The organism is Amycolatopsis sp. NPDC058986 (assembly GCF_042741125.1).
Taxonomy (GTDB): Bacteria; Actinomycetota; Actinomycetes; order Mycobacteriales; family Pseudonocardiaceae; genus Amycolatopsis.
Window position 1 is genome coordinate 15,357 of the sequence record NZ_JBHYJW010000011.1, and the last position, 24,323, is coordinate 39,679.

Annotated in this window: 20 protein-coding genes; 15 read left to right on the forward strand and 5 right to left on the reverse strand. The window is 70.2% G+C overall.

Features of this window, described 5'->3' with window-relative positions; translation table 11 throughout:
- The first annotated feature begins 172 nt into the window (after nucleotides 1-172).
- Complete coding sequence (locus ACFW0G_RS12820) at nucleotides 173-523, forward strand: hypothetical protein (protein WP_378325229.1); 351 nt, start codon at nucleotides 173-175, stop codon at nucleotides 521-523.
- Nucleotides 523-1,506, forward strand: coding sequence for a TRM11 family SAM-dependent methyltransferase (locus ACFW0G_RS12825; RefSeq protein ID WP_378325231.1), 984 nt, complete (start codon nucleotides 523-525; stop codon nucleotides 1,504-1,506). The genes ACFW0G_RS12820 and ACFW0G_RS12825 overlap by 1 nt, the downstream gene beginning before the upstream one ends.
- A 307-nt stretch (nucleotides 1,507-1,813) precedes the next feature.
- On the opposite strand, the gene ACFW0G_RS12830 is transcribed toward ACFW0G_RS12825, so the two are convergent.
- Nucleotides 1,814-2,098 (reverse strand): hypothetical protein, encoded by a 285-nt coding sequence (locus ACFW0G_RS12830; protein WP_378325233.1) that lies wholly within the window; start codon nucleotides 2,096-2,098, stop codon nucleotides 1,814-1,816.
- A gap of 48 nt (nucleotides 2,099-2,146) precedes the next feature.
- On the opposite strand from ACFW0G_RS12830, the gene ACFW0G_RS12835 reads away from it, so the two are divergent.
- Nucleotides 2,147-4,144: a recombinase family protein gene (locus ACFW0G_RS12835; protein WP_378325234.1), complete on the forward strand. Its 1,998-nt coding sequence runs from the start codon at nucleotides 2,147-2,149 to the stop codon at nucleotides 4,142-4,144.
- Between the two features lie 205 nt (nucleotides 4,145-4,349).
- Here ACFW0G_RS12835 and ACFW0G_RS12840 read toward each other — a convergent pair whose 3' ends face one another.
- On the reverse strand, nucleotides 4,350-5,150 hold the full coding sequence (locus tag ACFW0G_RS12840) for an SDR family NAD(P)-dependent oxidoreductase (RefSeq protein ID WP_378325235.1): 801 nt from the start codon (nucleotides 5,148-5,150) through the stop codon (nucleotides 4,350-4,352).
- 77 nt (nucleotides 5,151-5,227) lie between these two features.
- Here ACFW0G_RS12840 and ACFW0G_RS12845 point away from each other — a divergent pair, with 77 nt between their 5' ends.
- Together ACFW0G_RS12845 and ACFW0G_RS12850 are read left to right on the forward strand one after the other, a co-directional pair.
- Nucleotides 5,228-5,833, forward strand: coding sequence for a TetR/AcrR family transcriptional regulator (locus ACFW0G_RS12845; protein WP_378325237.1), 606 nt, complete (start codon nucleotides 5,228-5,230; stop codon nucleotides 5,831-5,833).
- 100 nt (nucleotides 5,834-5,933) lie between these two features.
- A complete protein-coding gene (locus ACFW0G_RS12850) occupies nucleotides 5,934-7,097 on the forward strand; it encodes an acyl-CoA dehydrogenase family protein (protein ID WP_378325238.1) in 1,164 nt (387 codons plus the stop codon).
- Nucleotides 7,098-7,130: 33 nt separating this feature from the next.
- Here the strand turns inward: ACFW0G_RS12850 and ACFW0G_RS12855 are convergent, their stop codons facing one another.
- Both ACFW0G_RS12855 and ACFW0G_RS12860 read right to left on the reverse strand, forming a co-directional pair.
- Nucleotides 7,131-8,588, reverse strand: a complete 1,458-nt coding sequence (locus ACFW0G_RS12855; protein ID WP_378325239.1) for an aldehyde dehydrogenase — start codon at nucleotides 8,586-8,588, stop codon at nucleotides 7,131-7,133.
- 102 nt (nucleotides 8,589-8,690) lie between these two features.
- Nucleotides 8,691-9,422 carry an SDR family NAD(P)-dependent oxidoreductase gene (locus tag ACFW0G_RS12860; protein ID WP_378325240.1) on the reverse strand — a complete coding sequence of 244 codons (732 nt, stop codon included), beginning with the start codon at nucleotides 9,420-9,422 and terminating at the stop codon, nucleotides 8,691-8,693.
- A gap of 84 nt (nucleotides 9,423-9,506) precedes the next feature.
- Between ACFW0G_RS12860 and ACFW0G_RS12865 the strand changes: the two genes are divergently transcribed.
- A complete protein-coding gene (locus tag ACFW0G_RS12865) occupies nucleotides 9,507-10,067 on the forward strand; it encodes a TetR/AcrR family transcriptional regulator (RefSeq protein WP_378325241.1) in 561 nt (186 codons plus the stop codon).
- A gap of 89 nt (nucleotides 10,068-10,156) precedes the next feature.
- On the opposite strand, the gene ACFW0G_RS12870 is transcribed toward ACFW0G_RS12865, so the two are convergent.
- Nucleotides 10,157-10,930: a BTAD domain-containing putative transcriptional regulator gene (locus ACFW0G_RS12870; protein ID WP_378325242.1), complete on the reverse strand. Its 774-nt coding sequence runs from the start codon at nucleotides 10,928-10,930 to the stop codon at nucleotides 10,157-10,159.
- A 341-nt stretch (nucleotides 10,931-11,271) separates the two neighbouring features.
- Between ACFW0G_RS12870 and ACFW0G_RS12875 the strand changes: the two genes are divergently transcribed.
- The 9 genes from ACFW0G_RS12875 to eccD all read left to right on the forward strand — a co-directional run bounded on the left by ACFW0G_RS12875 (nucleotide 11,272) and on the right by eccD (nucleotide 24,322).
- Entirely contained in the window at nucleotides 11,272-13,803 is a 2,532-nt protein-coding gene (locus ACFW0G_RS12875; RefSeq protein WP_378325243.1) for a BTAD domain-containing putative transcriptional regulator, read from the forward strand.
- 78 nt (nucleotides 13,804-13,881) lie between these two features.
- Nucleotides 13,882-14,661 (forward strand): alpha/beta fold hydrolase, encoded by a 780-nt coding sequence (locus ACFW0G_RS12880; protein ID WP_378325244.1) that lies wholly within the window; start codon nucleotides 13,882-13,884, stop codon nucleotides 14,659-14,661.
- A 168-nt stretch (nucleotides 14,662-14,829) separates the two neighbouring features.
- Complete coding sequence (locus ACFW0G_RS12885; RefSeq protein ID WP_378325245.1) at nucleotides 14,830-14,994, forward strand: hypothetical protein; 165 nt, start codon at nucleotides 14,830-14,832, stop codon at nucleotides 14,992-14,994.
- Entirely contained in the window at nucleotides 14,981-15,295 is a 315-nt protein-coding gene (locus ACFW0G_RS12890; protein ID WP_378325247.1) for a WXG100 family type VII secretion target, read from the forward strand. Before ACFW0G_RS12885 ends, ACFW0G_RS12890 begins: the two co-directional genes overlap by 14 nt.
- Nucleotides 15,296-15,314: 19 nt before the next feature.
- Entirely contained in the window at nucleotides 15,315-15,596 is a 282-nt protein-coding gene (locus ACFW0G_RS12895) for a WXG100 family type VII secretion target (protein WP_378325248.1), read from the forward strand.
- Between the two features lie 84 nt (nucleotides 15,597-15,680).
- Complete coding sequence (locus tag ACFW0G_RS12900; RefSeq protein WP_378325249.1) at nucleotides 15,681-16,274, forward strand: hypothetical protein; 594 nt, start codon at nucleotides 15,681-15,683, stop codon at nucleotides 16,272-16,274.
- Between the two features lie 32 nt (nucleotides 16,275-16,306).
- Entirely contained in the window at nucleotides 16,307-18,913 is a 2,607-nt protein-coding gene (locus ACFW0G_RS12905) for a hypothetical protein (protein WP_378325250.1), read from the forward strand.
- A gap of 11 nt (nucleotides 18,914-18,924) precedes the next feature.
- Complete coding sequence (eccCa, locus tag ACFW0G_RS12910; protein ID WP_378325252.1) at nucleotides 18,925-22,905, forward strand: type VII secretion protein EccCa; 3,981 nt, start codon at nucleotides 18,925-18,927, stop codon at nucleotides 22,903-22,905.
- Between the two features lie 25 nt (nucleotides 22,906-22,930).
- The gene (gene eccD, locus ACFW0G_RS12915; RefSeq protein WP_378325253.1) at nucleotides 22,931-24,322 is read left to right on the forward strand and encodes a type VII secretion integral membrane protein EccD; all 1,392 of its coding nucleotides are present in this window, start codon (nucleotides 22,931-22,933) and stop codon (nucleotides 24,320-24,322) included.
- Nucleotide 24,323 lies beyond the last annotated feature (1 nt).

The window sequence follows — 24,323 nt, forward strand, 5'->3', positions numbered from 1 at the left end:
TCGGGGGGGCTTTATCCGGGGCCGTGGGCGTGCCCCCCCCCCCCCCGGGTCGGCCGGGGCCGCCCAGTCGCCGCGCCCCCGCCGAGTCCTCTGCGCCGACCCCGAGACCGTCATCGCTGGCGGCCACCACGACCGGGCCGACGGCGGGATGTGCACGCCGGAGCCGGGCTCGGTGGATCTGCTGCTGGCCGTCGAGTTGCCGGCCCCGTGGATCGCCGCCGACGGCCAGCCCTACACCACCTGGGCACGCTGGCTAGCCCCCGGCGGCGTGCTCGCCGTAGCCACTCGCAACCCCGCTGGGGCGGGCCGGTTCGCCGACCACACCGGCGCGGTGGTGACCGCTGCGACCAACGCCGGGCTGAGCTATCTGCAGCACATCATCGCCGTGCTCGCCCACGTCCACGGTGATCGGCTGCTCGTCTCGAGCCCGCCGGCCTCGGTCACCCTGCCCGCCGACGCGGTGCACCCCGTCGCCCACACCGACCTGCTCGTGTTCCACACCGACTTCGCCGGAGCCGCCTGATGAGCACTCACCACTCCATTCCGCGGCAGGCGCTGACCCGCGGCAGTGATGCTCTGGTCGAGTTGCCGGTGACCGTGTGGCCGACCGCGCAGCAGGCTCCGCGCGCCCAGCGCGGCACCCGGTATGTGCCGGAGGCGACCGCGCATCCGGCGAAGATGCTGCCCGCCATCGCCCGTCATGCCATCGACACCTTCACCGCGCCCGGCGACCTCGTCCTCGACCCCATGTGCGGCGTCGGCACCACGCTGGTCGAAGCCGTCTACAAAGGCCGCGACGCCCTCGGCATCGAATACGAACCCCGCTGGGCCGAGGTCACCCAAGCCAACCTCGCCCTCGCTGCCAACGACACGGGAACCGGCCGGGGTGAGGTGCATGTCGGCGATGCCCGCCATGTCCTGCCCGACCTCGCCGAGCACTACACCGGACGCGTCGGACTACTAGTGACGTCTCCGCCCTACGGAGCCAGCGTCCACGGCCAGGTCGACGCCCCTGGACATCGACCGGTGCGCAAGCACGACCACCGCTACAGCCGCGACCGCGCCAACCTCGCCCACCGCAGCCTGCCGATGCTGCTGCGCGGGTTCACCGACATCCTGCGCCGCGCGGTTCCGCTGCTCCAGCCCGGCGGGGTCGTGGCCATCACCACCCGCCCGTTCCGCGTCGACGGCGAACTCATCGACTTCCCCTCACTCACATTGGACGCCGCGATCAACGCCGGGCTGCAACCTGTGCAGCGGTGCGTTGGGCTCCTGGCCGGACTGCGCAACGGGAAACTCGTCCCACGCTCGTCGTTCTTCCAACTCGACTACGTGCGCAAACTCCGCGAACGCGGAGTGCCCGCCTGGGTCATCGCGCATGAAGATGTTCTGATCCTCAGGACAGGCCAATCTGAAGGACCGGGTACACGCCGCAGGGTAGAACCGCTGGCGAGTCCGCACGCGTGCGGACCTGGTTCAGGCGAGTCCGACCTCCGCGCAGCCTGACCGAAACCTCGTCCCCGTCGGAGCCGGCAATTTGTCCACCCCGGCGGGGAGAGGAAGAGCGCAATCATGTGGCCGCCGCCGTAAGATCGCTTGCCCTTTAGGGCGGAGTGGAGCGTTCATGGTCGACCGGGGCGATCGCCCGGCTGACCGTGACGAGGCAAGGACACTCCATGATCTGCGTTAGCCAGCCCAGGGGAGCGGGTGCGATCGGTGGCGTTCCGCTGACCCGATCAACGGGAAGAGATCGATGCCGGGCGCTTTACCCAACGAATCCCAGCCTGACTTTGACTGTAGTCGTCACGAATCATCACGACGACGCGACGTCAACGATGTCCTGTCGGCAGGGATATCGCGCAATCAGCTTCCGCGCGCACTCGGCGCTTCCAGCGGTGACGCAACCTGGCATTACCAGCAGGCGTACCGCGGCGGGCAACGGTTGTTCGTTGGCGAGGTTGCTCACGTCGGCGGCGCTGAGGGACAGCGTCTGCGTGCCGAACTTGCCGCCGTCGTCGCTGACCTTCTCCGCTGGGCGCGCCAGCGACAAGCCGCGCCGAGTTCCGATGAAACCGACCGCGGCCGGATTGCCTGACACCCCAGGACCGGCTACGCCCGGCCCGCTGTGCGATGGAGGCCAGCGTCGATGAGGGCGGACGACGACCTCACACCCAACCCCTTGGTGGTCAATCCGCCTGCCCCGGCCATCGAGCGCCGAGGTGCGGGTCGTGTCCCGGCCTCAGGTCCGTCCGGGCTGTCGGACTACGCCGTCTCGCCGTTAGGCTCGTCCACTGCGGCGCTGATGCGTGACGACGTCCGCGTCGCAGTGCTCGGTCGGACCTCCACCGAAGACCAGCAAGACCCACGTCAGTCGATCCTGCGGCAAGTCGGGAACTGCAAGACCGCTATGCCGGACTCCTGGATCGTCGTCGCTTACTTCTATGACGTCGAGTCCGGTCGGATGGAACTCGACGAGCGTGGCCGGGGCGAGAACTACGAACGATTCGACATTCCGCTGGCGCGCGACGGCGGCATCGCCGACATGCTGGCCGAGGCCGCACACCCAAACCGCCGGTTCGACGTCGTGATCTGTGAGTCCATTTCCCGGGTCGCGCGCCGCGCCTACGAGGGACTGTCCGTCGAGCGCGAACTTGAGCGTGTTGACGTGCCGCTGTTCGCATCCAACGAGCCGATCACTCTCTCCGGCAGCCGGGCGCAGCGGGTGCTCCAACGTCGAATCAACCAGTCCATCGCCGAGTACGAAGTCCTCAACACCCTCGAACTGTCTTGGGCCGGTCTGTGCACCCACATACGCGAGGGCTACAACATCGGCAAACCTCCATACGGCTACAAAGCCAAGATCGTCCCGCATCCCAACCCTGTCAAGGCAGACAAGGGCCGCACGAAGACGCTGCTCGTCGCCGACGGCGCCCGTGCGGAAACCGTCACGCAGATCGCACACTGGCGCTACTACGAAGAACTCGGCTACGACACCATCGCCGACCGCCTCAACACCAATCTGACCAAGTACCCGCCGCCCGAGCCGCCCGGCGGGAAACGCGCTCGCAAGGCGTGGGGGAAGACGAGCATCTACGAGATCCTGCGCAACCCGAAGTACACCGGCTACCAGGTCTTCAACCGACGCGCCTCACGGTCGAAGAAGGGCAAGGTCAACGACCCGATCAAGTGGGTCTGGTCGCTCCAGCCCACCCACGAGCCACTGATCGCGAAGTGGATGTACGACGAGTTCAACGCCCGGCGCCGGGCTCGGCAAGGCTCACGCGGCGAGAACGACCTCAACCTGCACCCGCAAACCCGCCGCACCTACGTCCTGCGCGGCATGGTGTTCTGCGGCTGCGGGCGACGCATGTACGGCAACCACCGCCACAATCGCGCCTACTACATGTGCTGGCCCAAGAACAACAACCGCGGCCGCCCCGACACCTACGCAGGTCACCACCTCAAAGCCCTCTACATCCGTGAGCAGGACATCCTCGCCGCTGTGGCCGCGTTCCTCGCCGACCGCGTCTTCGGCCCGGACCGCCGAGCCATCTTCGCCGCGGACCTCGACAAACTCGACGACCACGCTGCCCGCCACCGTCAGACCGAGCGCGAACGTCTCCATCGAGTCCTCGCCGACCTCGAACGCCGCCAGACGAAGATCCTGCGGCAGGCACAAGACGGCGACCCCGACGACCCCTTCACCCAAGGACTTCGAAGAACCTACAACGACCTGGAAAGGCAGAGGAAGGCAGCGCTCGCCGCGATCGCAGAACTCGACACCAAGGACGATGCCGAACCTGGTGTGCCCCACATCGACGACATCGCCCTGCTTGACGCGCTGCCGTACCTGAGCCTCAATCTCACGGAGGCACCCGAGGAACACCTCCGGCGCCTGTTCGAGCTGCTCAACCTCACGGTGCAACTGACGAACGACGCCGAAGAGGTCACTCTGGGGATTACTCTGCCAGCCGACGAACTACCACAGATCGTCCAGCAGGCGAAAATCGTCGGCGGCCCCACGCCGCACTCTCACCAGCGCATCGGCCTAGCCGCGGGCGTTGTTCGTGCGGATGCTGTACGTGCCCCCGGGGAGGCCCGTACGGCAACCCCACGAACACGAAACCGTCCCGCGAACTGCTGATTTCCGCGGTCGTCGAGGGGCGGGCTTGGTTCAGGTCCACAAGCACGGATATCCGGGCGCACCAATAGTCCTGTGACCATCCACATCGGACACCACCGACGTCGAGGCGGCTCGCGGGCTCGGGTGCGTGCAGGTTCTCACCACCCATGTCGACGGTGTTGTTGCACAGGAACATCCGTGCGTTCTTCGCGGGGCCGCCGGGGTGTCAGAACGCGCTGCGGACGGTGCCGCCGTCGACGCGGATCGTCGCGCCGCTGATGTACTCGGCGTGCGGGCCGCACAGGTAGGCGACCGCCCCGGCGATCTCCTCGGGCCTGCCGTAGCGGCTCCTGTCGTTGGGCACGATCTCGCGGACGGAGTTGTACTCGATCTCTTCCCAGGTCTGCCCCCAGTCGCGCTCCGGTGACAGCGCGGTCAGGAAATCCCGGACCGCGGGAACGAGGATCGCGCCGGGCGCGACGATGTTGGAGGTCACGTGCGTACCGGCCAGGTCGCGGGCCAGGGATACCGCCAGATTGTGCCGGGCGGCCAGTGACGCGTTGTAGTGCGGATGGCTGTCGAACGGCTGCGTTCCCAGCCCACCTCCGATGCTGACGATCCGTCCGTAGTCGCGTTGGCGCATGGCGGGGACGAGCCGCTGGATCATCCGCACGCCGGAGACGACGTTGACGTTGTAGGTGTGCAGCCAGATATCAGAGGTGGTCTCGCCCCAGTTCAGGTGTTCGTAGGCGCCGGCGTTGTTGACCAGGATGTCGACGACGCCGCCGGCGAGCGCCTGCTCGGCGGTCCGGTCCGCCCCGGTGTCGGTGCCGAGATCGCCCACCGCGACGGCCGCCTTGCCGCCGTTCTCGATGATCGAGCCGGCGACCTCCTGCGCGCGTTGGGCGCTACGGCCGTGGATCACGACTTCGGCACCCTCGGCGGCGAGCAGCCGAGCGGTGGCTTCACCGAGCCCGGCCGTCGAACCGGTGATCAGGGCGCGACGACCCGTGAGTTGTAAGTCCATGGGAAATTCTCCGATCCAGGCAATGTCTACACTTGTATACTACTCACAGTTAAGTAGCCGCTTGTATACTTTTCGGTATGAGCCGCCCCACACCCCGCCCCCGCAACGCCGCCGCGACGCGACAGGCCATCCTCGACTCGGCCGTCACGGCGTTCACCCGCCACGGATACGACGGTGTCGGTCTCCGCGAGATCGCGGCCGCGGCCGGCGTGACGGCGATCCTGGTCAACCGTTACTTCGGCTCCAAAGAAGCCTTGTTCACCGAGGTCGTCGCAGTCTCCTTCGCCCAACCCACGATGATCCCGGGGAAACCGGGAGACACGACCGACCTGGCCGTCCAGATCGCCCGCGCTCTCGTCGCCCGCACCGCCGCGGACGCCGACCATCTGGGCCCGTTCGAGCTGATGCTCAAGTCGGCGGCCAACCCGAAAGCCGCGGAGATCATGCGTGCCGGCATCCGCGAAAACGTCGGCGCGCGGTTCACCGGCGCTCTGCACGGCGCTCATGCCGGGCAACGTGCCGAGCTGGGGCTGGCCTTGCTGGCGGGTACCTGGCTGATGCGCCGGATCATCGGCACCCCCGCACTGCGTGAAGCCGATCCCGAACAGCTGACGGATCAGGTCATCCGCGTCCTCACCACGATCGTCGAGCCACACACCGACCCGGGACCCGTGCCCGGCTGACCCGGCGTCGGCGCCACTGGTGCCGCGCGAGCAGAGAGCGGCAGGTCGTCGCGCCGACGACGTCGATCGCGTGTATGCACCGTGGCGGCACGCTGGATTCATGTCCGACACCACTTCCGGGGAATCCCGGGCACTTGCCCTGCCGAACCTGCTGCGGAGCGCGATCGAGGCCGCGCGGGACGAAGCCGGCAAGCTCGGCCGCCTGCCGGGTCACCTGATCGCCGAACTGCGCGATGCGGGTGCCTTCAGCCTGTTCACCCCTGCCGAGTACGGCGGGCTGGAGGTTTCGCTCACCACCGCGCTGACCGTCTACGAGCGGTTCGGCCGGATCGACACCTCGGCCGCCTGGGTGGTGTGGAACGCCAACTTCGGCTTCACCGCGGCGATGCTCGGCGAGGCGGGCGCGGCGAAGGTCTGGGCCGGTGGCCCGGAACCGGTACTGGCGAACGCGGGCCAGCCGGGCACCGCCGTCGCGGTGGACGGCGGGTACCGGCTCTCCGGGCATTGGCGCATCGTCAGCGGGATCGAAGCGGCCGAGTGGTTCGTCCCGCTCGGCGTCGTGATGGACGGCGAGCAGCCCGCGACGACCGAGGCGGGCGGACCGGACGTACGGCTGTTTCACGTTCGCCAGGACCAGCTGAAGATCGAGCACACCTGGAACGTCAGCGGCCTGCGCGCGACCGGCAGTCACGGGGTGGTGATCGAGGACGCGTTCGTCCCGGCCGAGCTGACCGCGAGGATCGACACCCCGCTGCGCCTGGACCGGCCCCCATACCGGCTCAACCCCATCCTCCTGGTCTTCGCCGGCTGCACCGCCGTCGCGCTGGGCACGGTCGAGCAGGCCATCGACGAACTGGTCGCGCTCGCGCCCGGCAAGACGACTCCGTTCGGTGGTCTGCTCGCCGAGCAGCCCCACGTCCAGGAATCATTGGCCCGCCAGGAAACCGCGGTACGGGCCGCGCGGCTGTTCCTGTTCGACGTGGCCCGGCGGATCGACGAGACCGCCGGGCGCGCCGAGCCGTCCACCCCCGCCCTCCATGCCGATCTGCACTCGGCCATGGCCCACGCGGCCGTCGTCGGCAGGGAGGCTCTGGTCGCGATGTACCAGCTGGGAAGTTCCACCTCGCTCTACCGGGGCAATGCTCTCGAGCGGCTGTACCGCGACGGGATGGTGGCGCTGCAGCACGTCAACCAGGCCCCGGAATTCTTCGGCGGTTCGGGACGCGTGCGGCTCGGCCTGGAACCCGGTTTGCCGTTGTTCTGACGGCACTGTGCCGGGGTGTCCAGGGGGTGGTCGTCAGCGTGCTCGCCCGGGAACGGTGATGGTCTGGTATTCGGTGTAGGTGCCGAGCCCGACCGCGCCGTACTCCCGGCCGAGACCACTGGCCTTGAAACCGCCGAACGGGCCGTCGAACCCGATGGGGGCGCCGTTGATCGTGACGGTGCCGGTGCGTACGCGGCGCGCGATTTCCAGCGCGTGCGCGGGATCGGCCGACCACACGCCGCCGGACAGGCCGTACTCGGAGTCGTTGGCGATGCGGACCGCGTCGTCTTCGTCGTCGTAGGCGATGACGACCAGGACCGGGCCGAAGATCTCCTCCTTGGCGATCCGCATCGAGTTGTCCACGTCGGCGAACAGCGTTGGCGTGACGTAGAAACCGCTTTCCAGTCCCGCCGGCACTTCCGGACCTCCGGTGACGAGCCGAGCGCCTTCGGAAACGCCGATCCGGATGTAGTCGAGTACGCGCTGCTGCTGATCGCGGCGGACCATCGGGCCGATGAAGGTCGACTCGCCGGCCGGGTCGCCGACGCCCAGGGACTCGACGAGTTCCTTGAGGCCGGCGACGATCTCGTCGTAGCGGCCGCGCGGCGCGAGGATGCGGGTCTGCGCGATGCACGATTCGGCGTTGTTCAGCAGGGAGCCGAACTTGACACCCTGGATCGCGGCGTCGATGTCGGCGTCCGGCAGGATGATCATGGCGGACTTGCCGCCCAGTTCCAGGCTGACCCGCTTGAGCTGCTCCCCGGCCAGCGACGCGATGCGGCGGCCGGCGCGGGTCGAGCCGGTGAAGGCGATCTTGTCGACGTCCGCGTGCTTGACCAGGTGCTCGCTGGTCTCGCGGTCGGCGGGCAGCACGCTGATCACGCCCTCGGGCAGACCGGCCTCCGCCAGCAGCCGGGCGAGCAGGTTCATGCTGAGCGTGTTCTCGGGCGAGACCTTGAGGACGACCGTGTTGCCGGTCAGCAGCGCGGGCAGGATCTTCGCCATGGCCGACGAGAACGGTGAGTTCCACGGGATGATCGCGGCCACGACGCCGACCGCCGCGCGGCGCACGATCGAGCGGAACGGCGCGCCCGGATCGGACGGCTGAAGAGTCTCCTCCCAGGCGAACTCCTCGGCCGCCTTCAGGTAGGCGTTCGCCTGACGGGTCAGGCCGGGCTGGCCCGCCTTGGTGAACCACAGGGCCGAACCGTTCTCGGCCGAGATGAGTGCCGCGATCTCCTCGGCGTGCTCCTCGCGGAGCTTGACGAGCCTGCGGATGACCGCGATCCGTTCCGCGGGCGAGGTGCGCGGCCACGGCCCTTCGTCGAAGGCCTTTCGGGCGGCGGCGACGGCGCGGTCGATGTCGGCGGGCTGCGCCTGCGCGGCGCGGCCCAGCACCGACTGGTCGTGCGGGGACCGGATGTCCATCAGCTCCGCGCTGCTCGGCGTGGCCCACTCGCCGCCGATGAAGAGTTGCTCGTAGGTGATCACTGAGGCCTCCTTCAGGCTGTTCTGTCTCATAAATGTAGCAGTTCTGATGAGTTAGTGGCACAGGTGTGAGGCAGAAGACGGAGAGTGTGGCCGGACGGTCGTTCACCAGGGCAGGGGGCCCTCGTCGTTGTGGAAGCGGCCCGTCCCGTTGCCTTCGGTTGCCCAGTAGACGGACGCGCGGGCGCCTTCGTCGACGGTGCGGACACCGGCGAAACCGTTGAGGTCCGTCGCGGTGTAGCCCGGCGTGACAGAGTTGACCTGAATATGCGCCAGCGTGGGATCGTCGAGGAAGGCGTTGGCGTACTTGACGGTGAGCATGTTCACCGCCGCCTTCGCCGCGGAGTACACAAAGGACTCGTGCGAGCGGGCGAACATCGAGCCGGGTTCCGTGGTTTTGCTGAACATCGCCGAATCGCTGGCGACGTTGACGACCCGGGCCGCGGGGGACTTCCGCAGCAGCGGGAGCATCGCGTGGGTCACGCGGATGAGGCCGAACACGTTGGTCTCGAACTCGGGGCGCGCGTCCTCGCCGGTGACGTCGGTGGCGGGCTTGCGGATCAGCATGCCGGCGTTGTTGACCAGGACGTCCAGACGGCCGTACTCGCGGTCGATGTGCGCCGCCGCGGCCTGGACGGAGCTGTCATCGGTGACGTCCAGGGGTACCGGGTGGACGATGATCCCGGACCCGGCCAGTTTTCCGGTCGCCCGGGCGCCCTTTTCCGGGTCACGGCTGCCGAGGAGCACGGTGTGGCCCAGTTCCGCCAGCCGGCGTGCGGTGGCCAGTCCGAGGCCCTTGTTGGCGCCGGTGACCAGGGTGATCTTGGTGGGGGACATGTGCCTGCCTCGCAAAAGAAGAAGTGAAAGTACCCCTACACTTTAATCGTAGGTAGACTACGGTTGTCAACCCGAGGAGGTGTCATGGAGGTTTCCCTGCCCACGCGCCGTCCGAAGCGGACGGACGCACGACGCAACTTCGACGCGCTGGTGACGGCGGCCCGGGAAGCGTTCGCGGACAACGGATCGCAGGTGTCCCTGGAGGACATCGCCCGGCGGTCCGGCGTGAGTATCGCCACGCTGTACCGCAATTTCCCGACGCGGGAGGACCTCGTCGAGGAGGTTCACCGGGAGGAGGTCGAAAAGCTCTGCCGGGCGGCGTCCGGGCTCGACGACCTCGACCCGTGGGACGCGTTGGTGACCTGGCTGCACCACTTCACCGACTACATCGGCACGAAGCTCGTCTTCGCCGACGCGCTCAACCGCACCACGGGCGGCTTCCAGGCCTGCCGCAAGGCGATGCGGGACGCGGGTCGCCCGCTGGTGGAACGAGCCCAGCGGGCGGGTGCCGCGAATCCGGACATGACGATCGACGATGTGCTGCGGCTGGTCGCGGGCATCAGCACCATCGAGTACGTCGACGACGTCCAGCGCGGGCGCGTCTTCGCCCTGGTGCTCGCCGGTATGCGCGCCCCGGGGCGCTAGCCCCGCCGAGCGCGCGGCGGGTCACCGCGGTGTCCACTGTGGATGGACGGTCGACGAGTGCCCCGGGGCGGGCGACGCCGCCGCGCGGATCAGACCAGGGAAGCGCGGGCCGCGCTGATCCGCGCGTGCACGCGCCGCAGGCCGGGGCCGGGCTCCAGCCCCAGGTCGTCGTCGAGCAACCGGGCGATCCGCCGATAGGCCGACAACGCGTCGTCTTGGCGGCCTTCGCTGTCCAGTGCCCAGATCAGCAGCTCCCACAACCGCTCGCGGTAGGGCTCGCGTGCCGTGGCCAAGGTCAGTTCGGCGATCGTGTCCGCGCAGTGGCCCTGGCCGATGTCCAGTGCCCAGAGTTCCTCCATCGCCGACGCCCGCAGCTGCTCCAGCCAGGTGCGGCGGGCCTCGAAGAACGGGCCGCCCAGACCGCCGAGCGCGGGCCCGCGCCAGAGCGCGAGCGCCCCGCGCAGCAGCCGCGAGGCCTCGGTGTCCTGGCCGCGGGCGCGGGCCTCGCGCGCCTCGGCCGTGGCCTGGCGGAACATCGTCACGTCGACCGCGGCGGGGTCGACGAGCAGCTGGTAGCCGCGGCCGGCGGACCGGATCTCCGCCTCCGTGCCCCGCCCGGCTGCGCCTGCTTCGGCCAGTAGCCGGCGCAGCCGCGAAATGTACGTGCGCGTGGTGACGATCGCGCTGCGCGGCGCCTCGGCGCCCCACAACCCGCCCACGATCTCGTCGAGCGTGAGCTGCCGTCCCTCGCTGAGCAGCAGGAGAGCGAGCACCCCGCGCTGCTGCGGGGATCCTGCGTCCAGCTCCTGACCGTCGTGCCAGATCCTGATGGGGCCCAGCAACCCGAAACTCACCCCGGCCATGATGGTTTCCCCGCCCTTTCGCGATGCGCGAGATTGTGAAGTCGAGCCGCGGCGACGCCGACCGGCCCTGTCACCACTGTGACAGAAGCACCGGGACGGCTTCGCGGGAACCCGCCGCATCGCGTTTCGTGGACAGGACGTCTACAGGTTGTCTACACCACTGCCCTAGGAATGGTGCGCTGACGGGAAAGTGTGACGGACGAGAGGTACGCGGTGGGCAAGGACGTCGTCACCGCAAGGAGTTGCGGGACACCGTCGGCCGTCCTGACGATGGGGCGACGTACAGGCACAGCGTCAGGTGACGCTCGCGAGGGCCGTTCCGGCAGGCCTACTTTCCGGGTATGCGGAGCCAGGCAGTCGTGATTGGACGGCAACACGCGGATTCGGCTCAGTGCCGGTTCACCATTCTCGGACCGCCCGGGCTCAGCCGCGGTGACGCGGAGCTGGATCTGGGCGCGCCGCAACAGCAGGCGGTGCTGATGCTGCTTCTCGTGCGCAGCGGGACTTTCGTCCGGATCGGCGAGCTCATCGACGGCCTGTGGGGCGATCGGGCCCCGGCGACCGGTGAGGCCGTCATCCGGACCTACATCTCGCGGATCCGCCGGGTGTTCTCCGAGCACGGCCTGGGTTCGGCGATCCGCTCGCAGTCCGGCGGCTACATGCTCGACCCGTCGTTGTTCGTGCTGGACGCGGCCGAGTTCACGCGGCTGGTCGAGACGGCGCGGCAGGAACGCGTGGGCGGTGCCGTGCCGGATGCGGCCGCGCACCTGCGCGAGGCGCTCGACCTGTGGACGGGCACCGCGCTGGCCGGAGTGCCGGGCGAGGCGGCCGAGCGGGAACGCTCCCGCCTGGAGCGGCTGAAGCTGACCGCCGTGCAGGAACTGCTGCAGTTGCGTCTGGAGATGGGCGAGCACGCCGAGGTGGTGGCCGAGGTGCCGCTGCTCATCCAGCTGAACCGGCTGGAGGAGCCGCTGTACGAGATCTACCTGCTGGCGCTCTACCGCAGCGGCCGTCGCGCCGAGGCGCTGGAGGTCTACCGGATGGTCTACGACCTGTTCGGCAAGGAGCTGGGCGTCAGCCCTGGCCCGCAGCTGCGGGCCATTCACGAGAAGATTCTGCGGGCCGACACCGACGCCGAGGACGAGTTCGTGCCCGCCCCGCGGCCCCGGGTGACCACGCCGCCTGCCGGGGAGCCACCGGGCGAGCCGGCCGGCGCGGCACTGGACCGCAACGTCGGTTCCCGGTTCGTCGGGCGGGACGCCGAGCGCGCGGCGTTCGCCGCCATGCTCGAACGCGGTCGCGGCGAAGGCCTCGAGGTGTTCTTCGTGTGCGGTCACGCGGGCATCGGCAAGTCGACCCTGCTGCGCCGGTACAGCGACGACGCCGTGGCCGCGGGCCGAACGGTGTGGCATCTGCATGACCTCACGACCGCGGAGCTGCGGGAACGTCTCGAACAACTCGCCAAAGGAGTCGCGGGGACCTCCGCCGGCCCGGTCGTCCTCGTCGACTCCTTCGAGCGGCACGTCGAACTCGAGCCGTGGTTGCGCGACACCTACCTCCGCACGCTTCCCGCCGATTCGATCGTCGTCGTGGCGGGCCGGGCCGGGCCCAGCGTCGCGTGGATCACCGACCCGGCGTGGTCCGGTGCGATCGTGGCGCGGCAGCTGGAAGCCCTCAGCGCGGCGGAGTCGGCGGCGCTGGTCGAGGCGCGTGGTGCCGACGCCGGGTTCGCTCCGTCCATTGTGGATTTCGCGGCGGGTAACCCGCTCGTGCTGTCGCTGGCCGCCGAGGTCGGCCGGAGCATGTCGCACACCGGGCAGCCGTCACGGCGCGAGGCCGTGCGGTTCGTGGTCGACGCGGTGCTGGACACTCTGCTCGACGACGTTCCGTCGCCGCGGCATCGGTGGGCACTGCACGTGTGCGCGCACGCCCGCTACACCACCGAAGACCTCCTGCGGGTGGCGGTGCCGGGGGGCGACGCCGCGGAATTGTTCGACTGGCTGCGGGTGCAGCCCTACGTCGAGACGCCGGGGCACGGACTGGACGTCAACGGGGTGCTGCGGGAAGCGCTGGAGGCCCACCTGCGATGGCGGGATCCGGTCGGCTACGAGCGGATGCACCGGCGGATCCGGCACTACGTGATGAACACGCTGCTACGCGACGCGACCGAGCCGAGGGCCGGCGCGGCGGTCATGCGGACCATCAGCCATCTGCGGCGCCGGGGCGGGGTGACCGGCCGCTACGTCTCGGCCACCGGTGACCCGGACGTGCGAGCCGCCCGCGTCACCCCGGCGGACCACGACGAGCTCGTCGCACTGGCGCGCGAGACCTACGGCGAGTTCACCGCGTCGTCGGTCCGGTTCTGGCTGCACCGGCAGCCCGCCGCGTTCTACGTCCTGCGCTGCGCCGACAGCAACCGGTTGCGCGCCTTCATGAGCTGGCTGACCATGCGCGAGCCCGCGCGGGAGGAGCTGGACGCCGATCCCGTCATCGCCGATATCTGGCACGACGTCGGACAGCGGGAACTGCCGCCCGGCACGCATTTCGCCGTCGCCCGGCACCTGATCTGCCCCGCCTTCGAGACCAAGCCGAACCCGATCACCGACGTCTTCCTTGCCCGGATGGTGCGAGGCTGGGTCCACGAGCCGGGCCTGGCGGCCTCCTACCTGGTGCTCGCGAACCGGCAGTTGTGGGCGCCGCTGATGGACTACCTGGATCACTACGAGCTGAGCTGCTCCGGGTCGACCTACCCGTACGCCATCTTCGGACACGACTGGATCTCCGAGCCGCGGTCGCGGTGGCAGGACCAGCACCTGGAGAACGAGTTGTGGGCGCCGCGGCGGCCGGACCTGTTCCTCCGCGAGGGCCGCTGAATCCGTTCGGGCAGGGAGGACGAACCAGGTGTCCTCAATGGACAGTTTGCCTGTGTGTGGAAGGAAATGAGGTGACCGATGCGATTCGGTGAACTGGAGGGGGACGTCGCGGGCGCCGGCGACGACTGTCCGCCCGTGGTCCTGCTGCACGGACTGACGTTCGACCGCGGCATGTGGGCACCGCTGCGGCGCGCGCTGCCCGGCCGCCGGGTGCTGACGCTCGACCTGCCCGGCCACGGCGCGTCGCCCCGGCGCGGTTCCTACGACATGTCCGAGGTGGCCGAAGCGGTGCACGGTGCGATCACCGCCGCCGGGCTGCGCGAGCCGGTGCTGGTGGGGCACTCGATCGGGGCCGTGGTGGCCACGGTGTACGCGGCGAACCACCCGGTGCGCGCGGTGCTGGACATCGACCAGCCACTGCTCGCGGGTCCCTTCGGCGAGTTGCTCCGCTCGGTCGAAACCGTGCTGCGAGGGCCGGATCACCCCAGGGTGTGGGACAAGCTCCTGGCCGGAATGGGCGCCGAAGAGCTCGCCTCGGAAGCGCGCGCGCTGCTGCGGTCGTCACCGCGTCAGGATCTGCTTCTCGGCTACTGGCGGGAAATCCTCGAAGTCCCCGCGGCGGAGCTGCGCGAAGTCCGGACCCGTCAGCTGGCCGCGCTGCATCGGGCAGGAAGCGCTTTTCATCACCTGAGCAGGATGCCGGTGAATCCCGCCTATGCCGGCTGGCTCACGTCGGTCCTGCCGGACGCCGGGTTCACGGTTCTGCCGGGCAGCGGGCATTTCCCGCACATCGGCCAGCCGGACGCGGTGGCGGGAATCGTGGTTGCACTGTCCGAAAAGGACGATGAGATTGTCTGAAAAGGACCTTTTTCGCCGGATGTCGACAACGTGCATACGTGGCCGCGCCCGGCCCTCGCGGACGGCGATGCTTCGTCTAGGTCCTGTCTGCGCCTGCTCTGGAAGAGTGAACTCGAACCAGAAGTCGCCCGCAGTACTTCGGAAGCGGCACGTCCCGGGAACTGGACCATGTTGACGCAGCACACCGGCGTTTCGCCGGAAACCAGCTCGAACCACGAGGTGCGGTCCGTCCCGATCGCGCCCGTCGACGAATGGGGACTCTTCGACCCCGGCATCGCCGAGGACGGCGGGGACCAACCACGACCAGAGGAGGTAGACGATGGCAGACGTTGATGCCGGGCAGATCCAGGCTTTCTGCGGCAGGGACATCGGCGCGGCCGAGAACACGATCAAGGCCGAGCTGACGCGGATCGAAGGCGCGCTGAACGACCTGGCGGCGAAGTGGGGCGGCGAGGCCGCGCACGCGTTCCGCGCCGCGATGGACGGTTTCTTCCAGGACACCAGGACGATCACCAACGCGCTCACCGAGCTGCAGGGCAAGCTCAGGGCCAGCGCGGCGAACTACACCAAATCCGAAAACGCGGCCCGCGAGGCCGCGGTGGCGCTGCCTGGCGGCGGCCTGTCGGGCATCTGAGGAGAGTGAGGGAAGAACCATGCAGTACTCCTACGACCCGTCCGTCATGGCCGAGGTGACCAGCGCCTTCCAGACCGCGGCGAACAACATCAACTCCGGCCTGGAGACGCTGCGGGGTGCCGGCGACCGGCTGCTCAACGACTGGACCGAGAGCGCCGCCGACGCCTGGCACACCGCCCAGGCCAAATGGGGGCAGAGCGCCCAGGACATGCCCAAGCAGGCGAGCCACGCCGGCGTCACGCTCGAGCACATCCGCGAAACCTACGTCCACGCGAACAACTACGCCCAGGGACAGTTCTGAGGCGGAGCGCTTCCGCGGGGCCGGGCGCCGTGTATCGCGCCGGCCGGCCCCGCGTCCCATCGAGTCCAGAAAGGACGGTGCGTCATGTCCTGGGGTCACGCTGACGGCGGGGACACCACCGGCGGGGACAAGTCCGCCACCGGCAAGCCGCCGGAGCGGCAGACCGAAAGCGACGTCAACAAGGAGTACCAGGACTGGGCGTCGCACAACACGACCATCCCGGACAAGAACTCCTTCGGCACGTTCACCCCCGGGCTGAACCCGGGTGATTCGGTCAAGGCGCCGCCGGTACCGGGTGGTGGCGAGACCCCCGGCAAGGGGGTGACGACGGTGAACACCAAGGCGATGAAGAATTTGGCGCAGCATCTGGACGAACTGCTGCCGCCGTTGAAGTCCACCCAGGAGCGGATCGCGGGGGTCAAGCTGCGCCCCGGCGGGTTCCAGACCGCGGTGAGCCTGTCCAAGAGCGTGGACAACATCAAGGACGCCACCGGCGCGACCCTGCGCAGTGTGGTGGAGGTCGTCGCGGAGACCTCCGACGCGCTCAAGCGGATCGCGCTCAAGTACGAATCCGCCGAAGAGGCCAACAAGATGACCGGCGACGACTTCGGCAAGTACTTCTCGCAGACGAGCGGCTGGGTCAACGCCATGGGCGGCGGCTCCGGGGCGAAGAGCTGACTTTTCACAGGTAACGGGGGAATGACGAGGCGATGGCCGACGATCCGGAGAACAGCAACGGGTTCACCAAGGACGGCACGGGTGTCTACGCGAAGCCGGACGCCCTGCCGTCCTCGGGCACGGATTTCCAGGGGTGGACCTGGAAACAGATCGAGGCGGCGATAGTCGGCGGCGCGGCGATCGCGCCCGGGTCCGACGGGATGAACCGGGCGAAGGAGATTTCCGACCCGCAGTCGCTGTACGACGCGTCCGTCGCGTTCTACGCCGCCCAGAAGAACCTGACGCAGATGGCGGACATCATCGACAAGCAGGCGGCGGCGCTGACCGGCGAGCACGGGTCGTGGAAGGGCCCGGCGGCCGAGCAGTTCGGCGTGATGATGAAGAAGTTCTCGGCGTTCATCTCCTCGCGTGCGAACCAGCTGTCCGGTGGCAAGGCCGGAACCGGTGTGGCACAGCAGCTCTACCAGAACAGCCTGTACCTGGAGTGGGCGCAGAACACGATCCGGCAGATCGACTCGTACTACGCGACGATGGTGCACACCCGCGACGGTGCCACCGGGCAGGCGCACATCGCGAACTACCCCGACCTGGTCACCAAGATGACCGAGGACATGGCGAAGGTCGGCAAGCAGCTCGCCGATGACTACCGCCTCACCGTCGACCAGGCGATCACGCCGGACACGTCGTCCTTCGACAAGAGCACCAAGGACGACTTCGACAAGTCCAAGATCCCCCCGCCGGACACCGGTGGTCTCGACAACCCGCCGGACCTGTCCGGTGGTGGCCCGGATATGAAGGACTTCTCGGCCACTCCGCCGCCGGGCGGCGGGGACGTGCCGTCCTTCGGTGGCACGAACGCTCCCGGTGACCTGGGTGGGGATGTGCCGTCGTTCGGGGGGACCAACGCGCCGGGCGGCCTGGGTGGGGATGTGCCGTCGTTCGGGGGGACCAACGCGCCGGGCGGCCTGGGTGGGGATGTGCCGTCGTTCGGGGGGACCAACGCGCCCGGCGGCCTGGGTGGCGACGTGCCGTCGTTCGGCAACACGGCCGCGAACATTCCGCCGATCTCGCCGTTCCCCGGCAGCCTCACCAGTCCCGGCTCGGGCAGTGGCTCGCGCCGGTCCGCGGGCGGCCCCGGCGGCTTCGGTGTCGGCGACGGGCCCGAGGTGGGTGCCGCCAACGGTCTCGGTGATCCCACCAAGGCCTCGTTCCCGGGTGACCTGTCGGCCCCGGCGCCCGGTACGAACTTCGCGGCCGGGAAGCCGGACAAGCTCGGTGGTCTCAACGGCCTCCCGCTCGGCGGGGGTACCGGAGCCGGTGGCGCGCCCCAGCCGGGTTCGCCGTTCGGCCGTTCGGACGCCGCGGGCCTGATCGAGGACGAGTCCGCGCCCTGGACGGGTGTCGGCGCGCCGGAGGGTCTCGGCGAGCCGACGGTGGGCGACACGCCCGCCACCGCTCCGGCCGAGTGGTCGTCGGCGGGAGGAACGCCGGGGTTCCCCGGGAGTGGGATGCCGATGGGCGGTGGTGGCGGGGCCGCTCCGCCGGGCGAGCGTCCTGGCCGTTCGGATGCCGCGGGCCTGATCGAGGACGAGTCCGCGCCCTGGGCGGGTGTCGACGTGCCGGCGGATCTGGGTGAACCCGTCGCCGGTGAGACTCCCGCGACGACTCCGGCCGAGTGGTCTTCGGCTGGGGGAGTGCCGGCGTTCCCCGGTGGAATGCCGGTGGGTGGCGCGGCCGCTTCGCCGGATGAGCGTCCTGGCCGTTCGGACGCGGCGGGCCTGATCGAGGACGAGTCCGAGCCTTGGGCGGGTGCCGCCCTGCCGGCGGACGCCGGTACGCCGACGGTGCTGTCCGAGACGGCGCCGGTCGAGCCCGCCTCCTGGGCCGAGGTCCCCGGCGGTGTACCGCTGGGCGGCGTGACTCCGCCCGGCGAGCGCGCCACGGCTCGCTCCGGTGCGGCCGGTCCGGTCGACGGCGAGTTCTGGACGGATACCGGGACCGCGCACGACGGCCCGGCCGAGCCTGGCACCCCGTCGGTGGCGCCCCGGCACTGGGCGCCGGAGGATTTCCCCGCGGTTTCGGCGGTTTCGGCCATGACGCCCTTCGGCCGGATGGTCGACGGGACGGATCCGCCGGGATCCTTCGCCGCGGCCACGGAACAGCCGGACCTCACCGGTGCCACGGCCGCCGGCTTCGCTGTCGCGGCGGCCGGGTTCGCCGCGAACGTGCCCCGGGATCCGGGCCGCCCCGGACCGTCCGTCCCCGCCGCACCGGAAACACACCGCGACGGCGACCGGGTTCCCGTGGTCGATCCGCCGTCGGACACGGAGGACAGCTCGTCCTGGGACATCGGCGTCGCGGCGCTGCTCCCGCTCGCCGGAGGCACCGGCCGTTCCGCGAAGCGCGAGGCGTCCGGGGAAGAACCGGCGCCGGTGGCCTATCAGCGCCGCACCGACCTGCCACCGGTCGGGGACGACCGCTTCGGCCCGATGTGTTCGGGCGCCGACCCGGATCCGGTTCCCGAGGAGGACGACGCCGACGACGAGGACCAGGAGGAGCGGTCCATGGCCGACCTGCTCAGCCAGGACGACAGCGCGTGGGGCCGCGGCGGCCCCCGGTCGTCCGGGGTCCTGGAGTAACGAGGAGCGCAGTGAGCACCTACATCGTCAAACGCGGCCCCCGCGCGCAGGGCCCGGAGATGCCCGAAGGCGAGGTGGAACTGCAGGAACCGCCCGTGCTGGAGGAACAGGCACCGGGGGACCTGCACTCCATGCTCACCGTGCTGCCGATGGGACTCGGCGCGATGGTCATGATCCTGACCTTCGCCGGTGTCGGCGGCGGTTCGCCGGTGATCTACCTCCTCGGCGGCGGCATGGGCATCTCGATGCTCCTGATGAGCCTGGGCCAGGTCGGCAGGCAGGCGAGCGAGCGCAGGCGCAAGCTGCGCGCCGAACGCCGCGACTACCTGCGCTACATCGCCCAGCTGCGCCGCCGCGCACGGTCCACAGCGGACGATCAGCGTCGCGCGGTGCTGTGGAACAACCCGGCACCGGGCTCGCTGTGGTCGCTCGTGCTCGGCCCGCGCGTATGGGAGCGCCGCGCCGGGCACGACGACTTCGCGCGCGTCCGTATCGGGCTGGGCAGCCAGCCGGCGGCACTGGAACTGGTGCCGCCGTCGACCAAACCGGTCGAGGACCTGGAGCCGCTGTCGGCGATTTCGTTGCGCCGCTTCGGCAACGCCTACCAGTCGGTGTCCGGTATCCCGACCGCGGTGGGGCTGCGCAGCTTCACCAGCGTCGAGTTCGCCGGGGCGGCCGAGCCCGCGGTGGGCCTGGTCCGGGCGATGCTCGCGCAGCTGGTCGCGTTCCACTCGCCGGACGAACTGCGCGTCGCGGTGCTCACCACCGAGGAGTATGTGTCCACATGGGACTGGGTGAAGTGGTTGCCGCACAACCAGCACCCGGCCGCACGGGGCGGCGCCGGGCCGACCCCGATGCTGGCGTGCGACCACGGTGAGCTGTTCGATCTGCTCGGCCCGGACATCGACGACCGCCCCGACCACGACAAGTCGGCGGCGCCGAGCGCGAGCGAACCGTTCCTGGTGATCGTGGCGCACCTCGCCCCGATCCCGGAGTCCTCGCGGCTGCTGGGGGCCGGCCTGCGCAACGTCGTGCTGCTCGACGTCACCGGCCTGCTCCCCGGCGGGCCGAAGGTCCTGCGGCTCACCTGCGCCGAGGACAGGGTGGAGTTCCCGTCGGGTGAGGGCACCGGTTCCGCGCTGCGTGACGACCTGGGGATCGCCGAAAGCGAAGCACTGGCCCGGCGGCTGGCGCCGCAGCGCACCAGCGGCACCGTGGAGATCTCCGACCGTCCACTCGAGAGCGACTTCGGCCTCACCGCGTTGCTGGGCATCCGCGACGCGCACACCTTCGACGTCGACGGCCAGTGGCGGCCCCGCTCCGCACAGCGCGCCCGGCTGTCCGTGCCCATCGGGGTCACCGAGGACGGCGAGGTCGTCGAGCTCGATCTCAAGGAGTCGGCACAGGGCGGCATGGGCCCGCACGGCCTGCTCATCGGCGCCACCGGTTCCGGCAAGAGCGAGCTGCTGCGCACCCTCGTGCTCGGCCTGGCCGCGACCCACTCCTCGGAGATCCTGAACCTCGTCCTCGTCGACTTCAAGGGCGGCGCCACGTTCCTCGGCATGGACCGGCTGCCGCACACCTCCGCGGTGATCACCAACCTTGCCGACGAACTGCCGCTGGTCGACCGGATGCAGGACTCGCTCACCGGCGAGATGACCCGGCGGCAGGAACTGCTGCGCGAAAGCGGCCATCCGTCGCTGTTCGAGTACGAGAAGGCCCGCCTGGCGGGTGAGCAGCTGGCCCCGCTGCCGTCGCTGCTGCTCGTGGTCGACGAGTTCAGCGAACTGCTCGCGAGCAAGCCCGAGTTCATGGACCTGTTCGTCTCCGTCGGGCGCCTTGGCCGCAGTCTCGGCGTGCACCTGCTGCTCGCGTCGCAGCGTCTGGACGAGGGCCGCATCCACCGCGTGGAAGGCCACCTGTCCTACCGGATCGCGCTGCGCACGTTTTCCTCCATGGAGTCCCGCAGTGTCATCGGCGTCGGCAGCGCTTACGAACTGCCGTCCGAACCCGGCAACGGGTTCCTCAAGATCGACATCACGAACCTGGTGCGGTTCAAGGCCGCCTACGTCTCCGGCGCGGTGCCTGCCCCGGCGCAGGAACCGGGCAGCGTGGCCGAGCGGGTCCGCGTCAGCCGTGAGGTCGTGCCGTTCTACACCCAGCCGCACCCGCGCGCCGAGTACCTGCTCGACCGTCCCGAGGCGGTGCCGGCGGAGCCTGCCGAACCGGAGCCGGCGCAGCAGAACGGCCCGAGCCTGGCGGACGTGTTCGTCGAGCGCCTCGCCGGCGCCGGCCCGGCGGCCCGGCAGGTGTGGCTCCCGCCGCTGGCCGAGCCGCCCAGCCTGGATTCGCTGCTGCCCAGTGTGCTGCCGGATCCGGCGCGCGGCATGAGCGTGCAGGACCCGGCCGCGCGGAGCCGCCTGCGGGTGCCGCTGGGCTTCGTCGACCGGCCGGTCGAGCAGGCCCGCGAACTGCTCGTCGCCGACCTCTCCGGCGCGGACGGGCACGTCGCGGTGGTCGGCGGGCCACAGACCGGCAAGTCGACCATGCTGCGCACCCTCGTCCTCGCGCTCGCGCTCACGCACACCCCGGACGAGGTCCAGTTCTACGGTCTCGACTTCGGCGGCGGCGGGATCATGGCGATCGCGGGCCTGCCGCACGTCGGCTCGGTCGCCACCCGCCTCGACCACGACCGCGTGGTGCGCACGGTCGCCGAACTGCTGCAGATCATGGAACACCGGGAGACCGTGTTCGCCGAGCGGGGCGTCGAGTCGATCGCCGCCTACCGCGCGCTGCGCCGCTCCGGGCAGGTGACGGATCCGCACGGCGACGTCTTCCTGGTGATCGACGGGTGGTTCAGCCTCAAGAACGACTACGGCGACCTGGAGGACAAGATCCTCGAACTGGCCTCGCGCGGGCTCACGTTCGGGGTGCACGTCGTGGTCGCCTCGACGCGCTGGTCGGAGATCCGGCCCCGGCTGCGCGATCTGCTGGGCACCCGCTTCGAACTGCACCTCGGCGACGCGATGGAGTCCGAGATCGGCTCCCGCAAGGCCGCGAAGGTGCCGAACATCCCCGGCCGCGGCCTCACCCCGGAGGGCCTGCACTTCCAGACCGGGCTGCCGCGCATGGACGGCAGTTCGGCCACCGGTGACCTCGCCGACGCGACACGCGCGGTCGCGGAGGAGGCCCGCACGTTCTGGCGGGGCAAGCCCGCCCCGCCGGTCCGGCTGCTGCCGGCTCACCTGCCCTCGACCGCGCTGCCGCCGCCCGACGGCGACGTGCGCGTCCCGCTGGGCCTGGACGAGCAGCGGCTCATGCCGGTGTGGCACGACTTCGGCGCCACCCCGCACCTGCTGGTGTTCGGGGACAACGAGACCGGCAAGACGAACCTGCTGCGGCTGGCCGTCCGGTCGGTGCTGGGCCACTACGGGCCGGACGGCGCCAAGTTCGTCATCGGCGACCCCACGCGTGGCCTCGACGAGGTGGTGCCGGAGGCCTGCCGGGTCGGCTACGCGATCACCACGGAATCGCTGCAGGAGCTGGCCGAGCAGACCGCGATCTCGATGGGACGGCGGGTGCCGGACCAGAGCATCACCGCCGACCGGCTCCCGAAGCGGGACTGGTGGCAGGGCCCGCAGCTGTTCTTCGTCGTCGACGACGCCCAGCTGCTGACCGGCGGCTACGGCGGCTCGCCGCTTGATCCGGTGCTGCCGTTCGTCGCCCAGGGTGTCCACATCGGATTCCACCTGATCATCGCGCGCAGCACCTCCGGGGCGATGCGGGCGATGTCGGACTCGGTGATCCGGCGGGTGTGGGAGATGGGCAACCCGGGCGTGGTGTTCTCCTACCCCAAGGACGAAGGCAAGTTCCTCGGCGAGGCGGTGCCGCGCAAGCTGCCCACCGGCCGAGCCCAGCTCGTCACCCGCCGCGGTGTGCGGCTGATCCAGACCGCCGCCGTCGACAGCGCACTGGTCGGCGGACGGCGATGACCCCGCGATTCCGGAAAGGACAGTCATGAGCAGCGTGCGGGAGGCCGAGCTCTGCCGCGTCAGCGTGTTCGGCCCCAAGGGGCGGGCGGATCTCGCCGTACCGCTCGGGACGACGGTGGCCAGCCTGCTGCCGGTGTTGCTGGCGCGTGCCGGGGATCCCGCGTCCGGCGAAGGTGCCCGCTGGGTGCTGCAGCGGCTCGGCGAAGCACCGATGGATCCCGCCGGGACCCCGGAGTCGCTCGAGTGGCGCGACGGGGACGAACTGCACCTGCGGCCCGCCGAGGACGCGTTGCCGGAACTGGATTTCGACGACGTGGCCGACGGTCTGGCCACCACCGTCGCGCGGCATCCCGGCCGGTGGCGCCCGGAGTTCAACCGCTGGTTGTTCCTCGGGTTCTCGATCGCCGCGCTCGTCGTGCCGGCGGTGATCCTGCTCCTGCCGGGCGCGCCCGTGCTCGCGATCGCCGGCGCTGCGGGTGCCGCGGTGGTGCTGCTGGTGGCGGCGGTGCTCGCGGGCGGCCGCACCGAGGACGGCGCGCTCACCGCGTTGTGCGCACTGGGCGGGTGCGGGTTCGCCGCGCTCGCCGGGGCGCTGGCACCGGCCGGGGTGACCGCGGCGCTGGACCTGCGGGCGCTGCCGATCCTGATCGGGTCGCTCACCCTGGCGGGCGCGGGCGCCGTCCTGCTTGTCGCCAGGGCGGTCTGGGCGACGGGGATCCCGTTCGTGGCGTCCGGGACGGTCGTCGCGACCGGCCTGGCGGGCGCGCTCGCGCAATGGCTGCATCTGGGGCTCGGCTGGGCGCCCGCGCGTACGGCCGGGCTGCTGGCGACGGTCCTGCTCGCGGTGCTGATCTTCGCGCCGCGCATCGCGGTCCGCTTCGCCCGCATCCGCGGGCCGCAGCTCCCGCGCACCGCCGACGAATTGCAGCACGACATCGACCCGGTACCCGCGGCGGAGATGGCGGAGAAGGCCCGCTACGCCGACGGGTACCTGACGATCGCGACACTCGCCTCGTCGATGTTCTTCGGCTGCTCGTTCCCGTTCCTGGTCATCGACGGGGTGTTCGGCGCGGTCACCGCCACGGTGCTCGCGATCGCCGTCGTGTTGCGGTCGAAGGCGTTTCTCGGCTCGTGGCAGCGCGTGCCGCTCGCCGTGTCGGGTGCGGCCGGGCTGGCGATCGTCGTCGTGGCGGTGGCGGCGGGCTGGACCGGTACCACGCGGCTGATCGCGGTGCTGGTGCTCGCGGTGGTGTTCGCGGTGCTCGTCGCCGCGATGACGCGCCTGCCGCCACGCCGGCCGCTGCCGATCTGGGGGCACCTGGCGAACTGGCTGGAGACGCTGAGCGCGGTCGCGATGATCCCGTTGGTGCTGCAGCTGTTCGGGGTCTACGCCTGGGCGCTGGGACTGGCGAGGTAGC

What these genes read in the sequence shown, in the direction of transcription:
- ACFW0G_RS12850 (WP_378325238.1), top strand. Translation starts at nt 5,934, where the DNA reads ATGTCCGACACCACTTCCGGGGAATCCCGGGCACTTGCCCTGCCGAAC.
- ACFW0G_RS12840 (WP_378325235.1), bottom strand. Translation starts at nt 5,150, where the DNA reads ATGGACTTACAACTCACGGGTCGTCGCGCCCTGATCACCGGTTCGACG.
- ACFW0G_RS12845 (WP_378325237.1), top strand. Translation starts at nt 5,228, where the DNA reads ATGAGCCGCCCCACACCCCGCCCCCGCAACGCCGCCGCGACGCGACAG.
- eccD (WP_378325253.1), top strand. Translation starts at nt 22,931, where the DNA reads ATGAGCAGCGTGCGGGAGGCCGAGCTCTGCCGCGTCAGCGTGTTCGGC.
- ACFW0G_RS12875 (WP_378325243.1), top strand. Translation starts at nt 11,272, where the DNA reads ATGCGGAGCCAGGCAGTCGTGATTGGACGGCAACACGCGGATTCGGCT.
- ACFW0G_RS12865 (WP_378325241.1), top strand. Translation starts at nt 9,507, where the DNA reads ATGGAGGTTTCCCTGCCCACGCGCCGTCCGAAGCGGACGGACGCACGA.
- ACFW0G_RS12905 (WP_378325250.1), top strand. Translation starts at nt 16,307, where the DNA reads ATGGCCGACGATCCGGAGAACAGCAACGGGTTCACCAAGGACGGCACG.
- ACFW0G_RS12870 (WP_378325242.1), bottom strand. Translation starts at nt 10,930, where the DNA reads ATGGCCGGGGTGAGTTTCGGGTTGCTGGGCCCCATCAGGATCTGGCAC.
- ACFW0G_RS12835 (WP_378325234.1), top strand. Translation starts at nt 2,147, where the DNA reads ATGAGGGCGGACGACGACCTCACACCCAACCCCTTGGTGGTCAATCCG.
- ACFW0G_RS12880 (WP_378325244.1), top strand. Translation starts at nt 13,882, where the DNA reads ATGCGATTCGGTGAACTGGAGGGGGACGTCGCGGGCGCCGGCGACGAC.
- ACFW0G_RS12860 (WP_378325240.1), bottom strand. Translation starts at nt 9,422, where the DNA reads ATGTCCCCCACCAAGATCACCCTGGTCACCGGCGCCAACAAGGGCCTC.
- ACFW0G_RS12895 (WP_378325248.1), top strand. Translation starts at nt 15,315, where the DNA reads ATGCAGTACTCCTACGACCCGTCCGTCATGGCCGAGGTGACCAGCGCC.
- ACFW0G_RS12885 (WP_378325245.1), top strand. Translation starts at nt 14,830, where the DNA reads ATGTTGACGCAGCACACCGGCGTTTCGCCGGAAACCAGCTCGAACCAC.
- ACFW0G_RS12890 (WP_378325247.1), top strand. Translation starts at nt 14,981, where the DNA reads ATGGCAGACGTTGATGCCGGGCAGATCCAGGCTTTCTGCGGCAGGGAC.
- ACFW0G_RS12900 (WP_378325249.1), top strand. Translation starts at nt 15,681, where the DNA reads ATGTCCTGGGGTCACGCTGACGGCGGGGACACCACCGGCGGGGACAAG.
- ACFW0G_RS12825 (WP_378325231.1), top strand. Translation starts at nt 523, where the DNA reads ATGAGCACTCACCACTCCATTCCGCGGCAGGCGCTGACCCGCGGCAGT.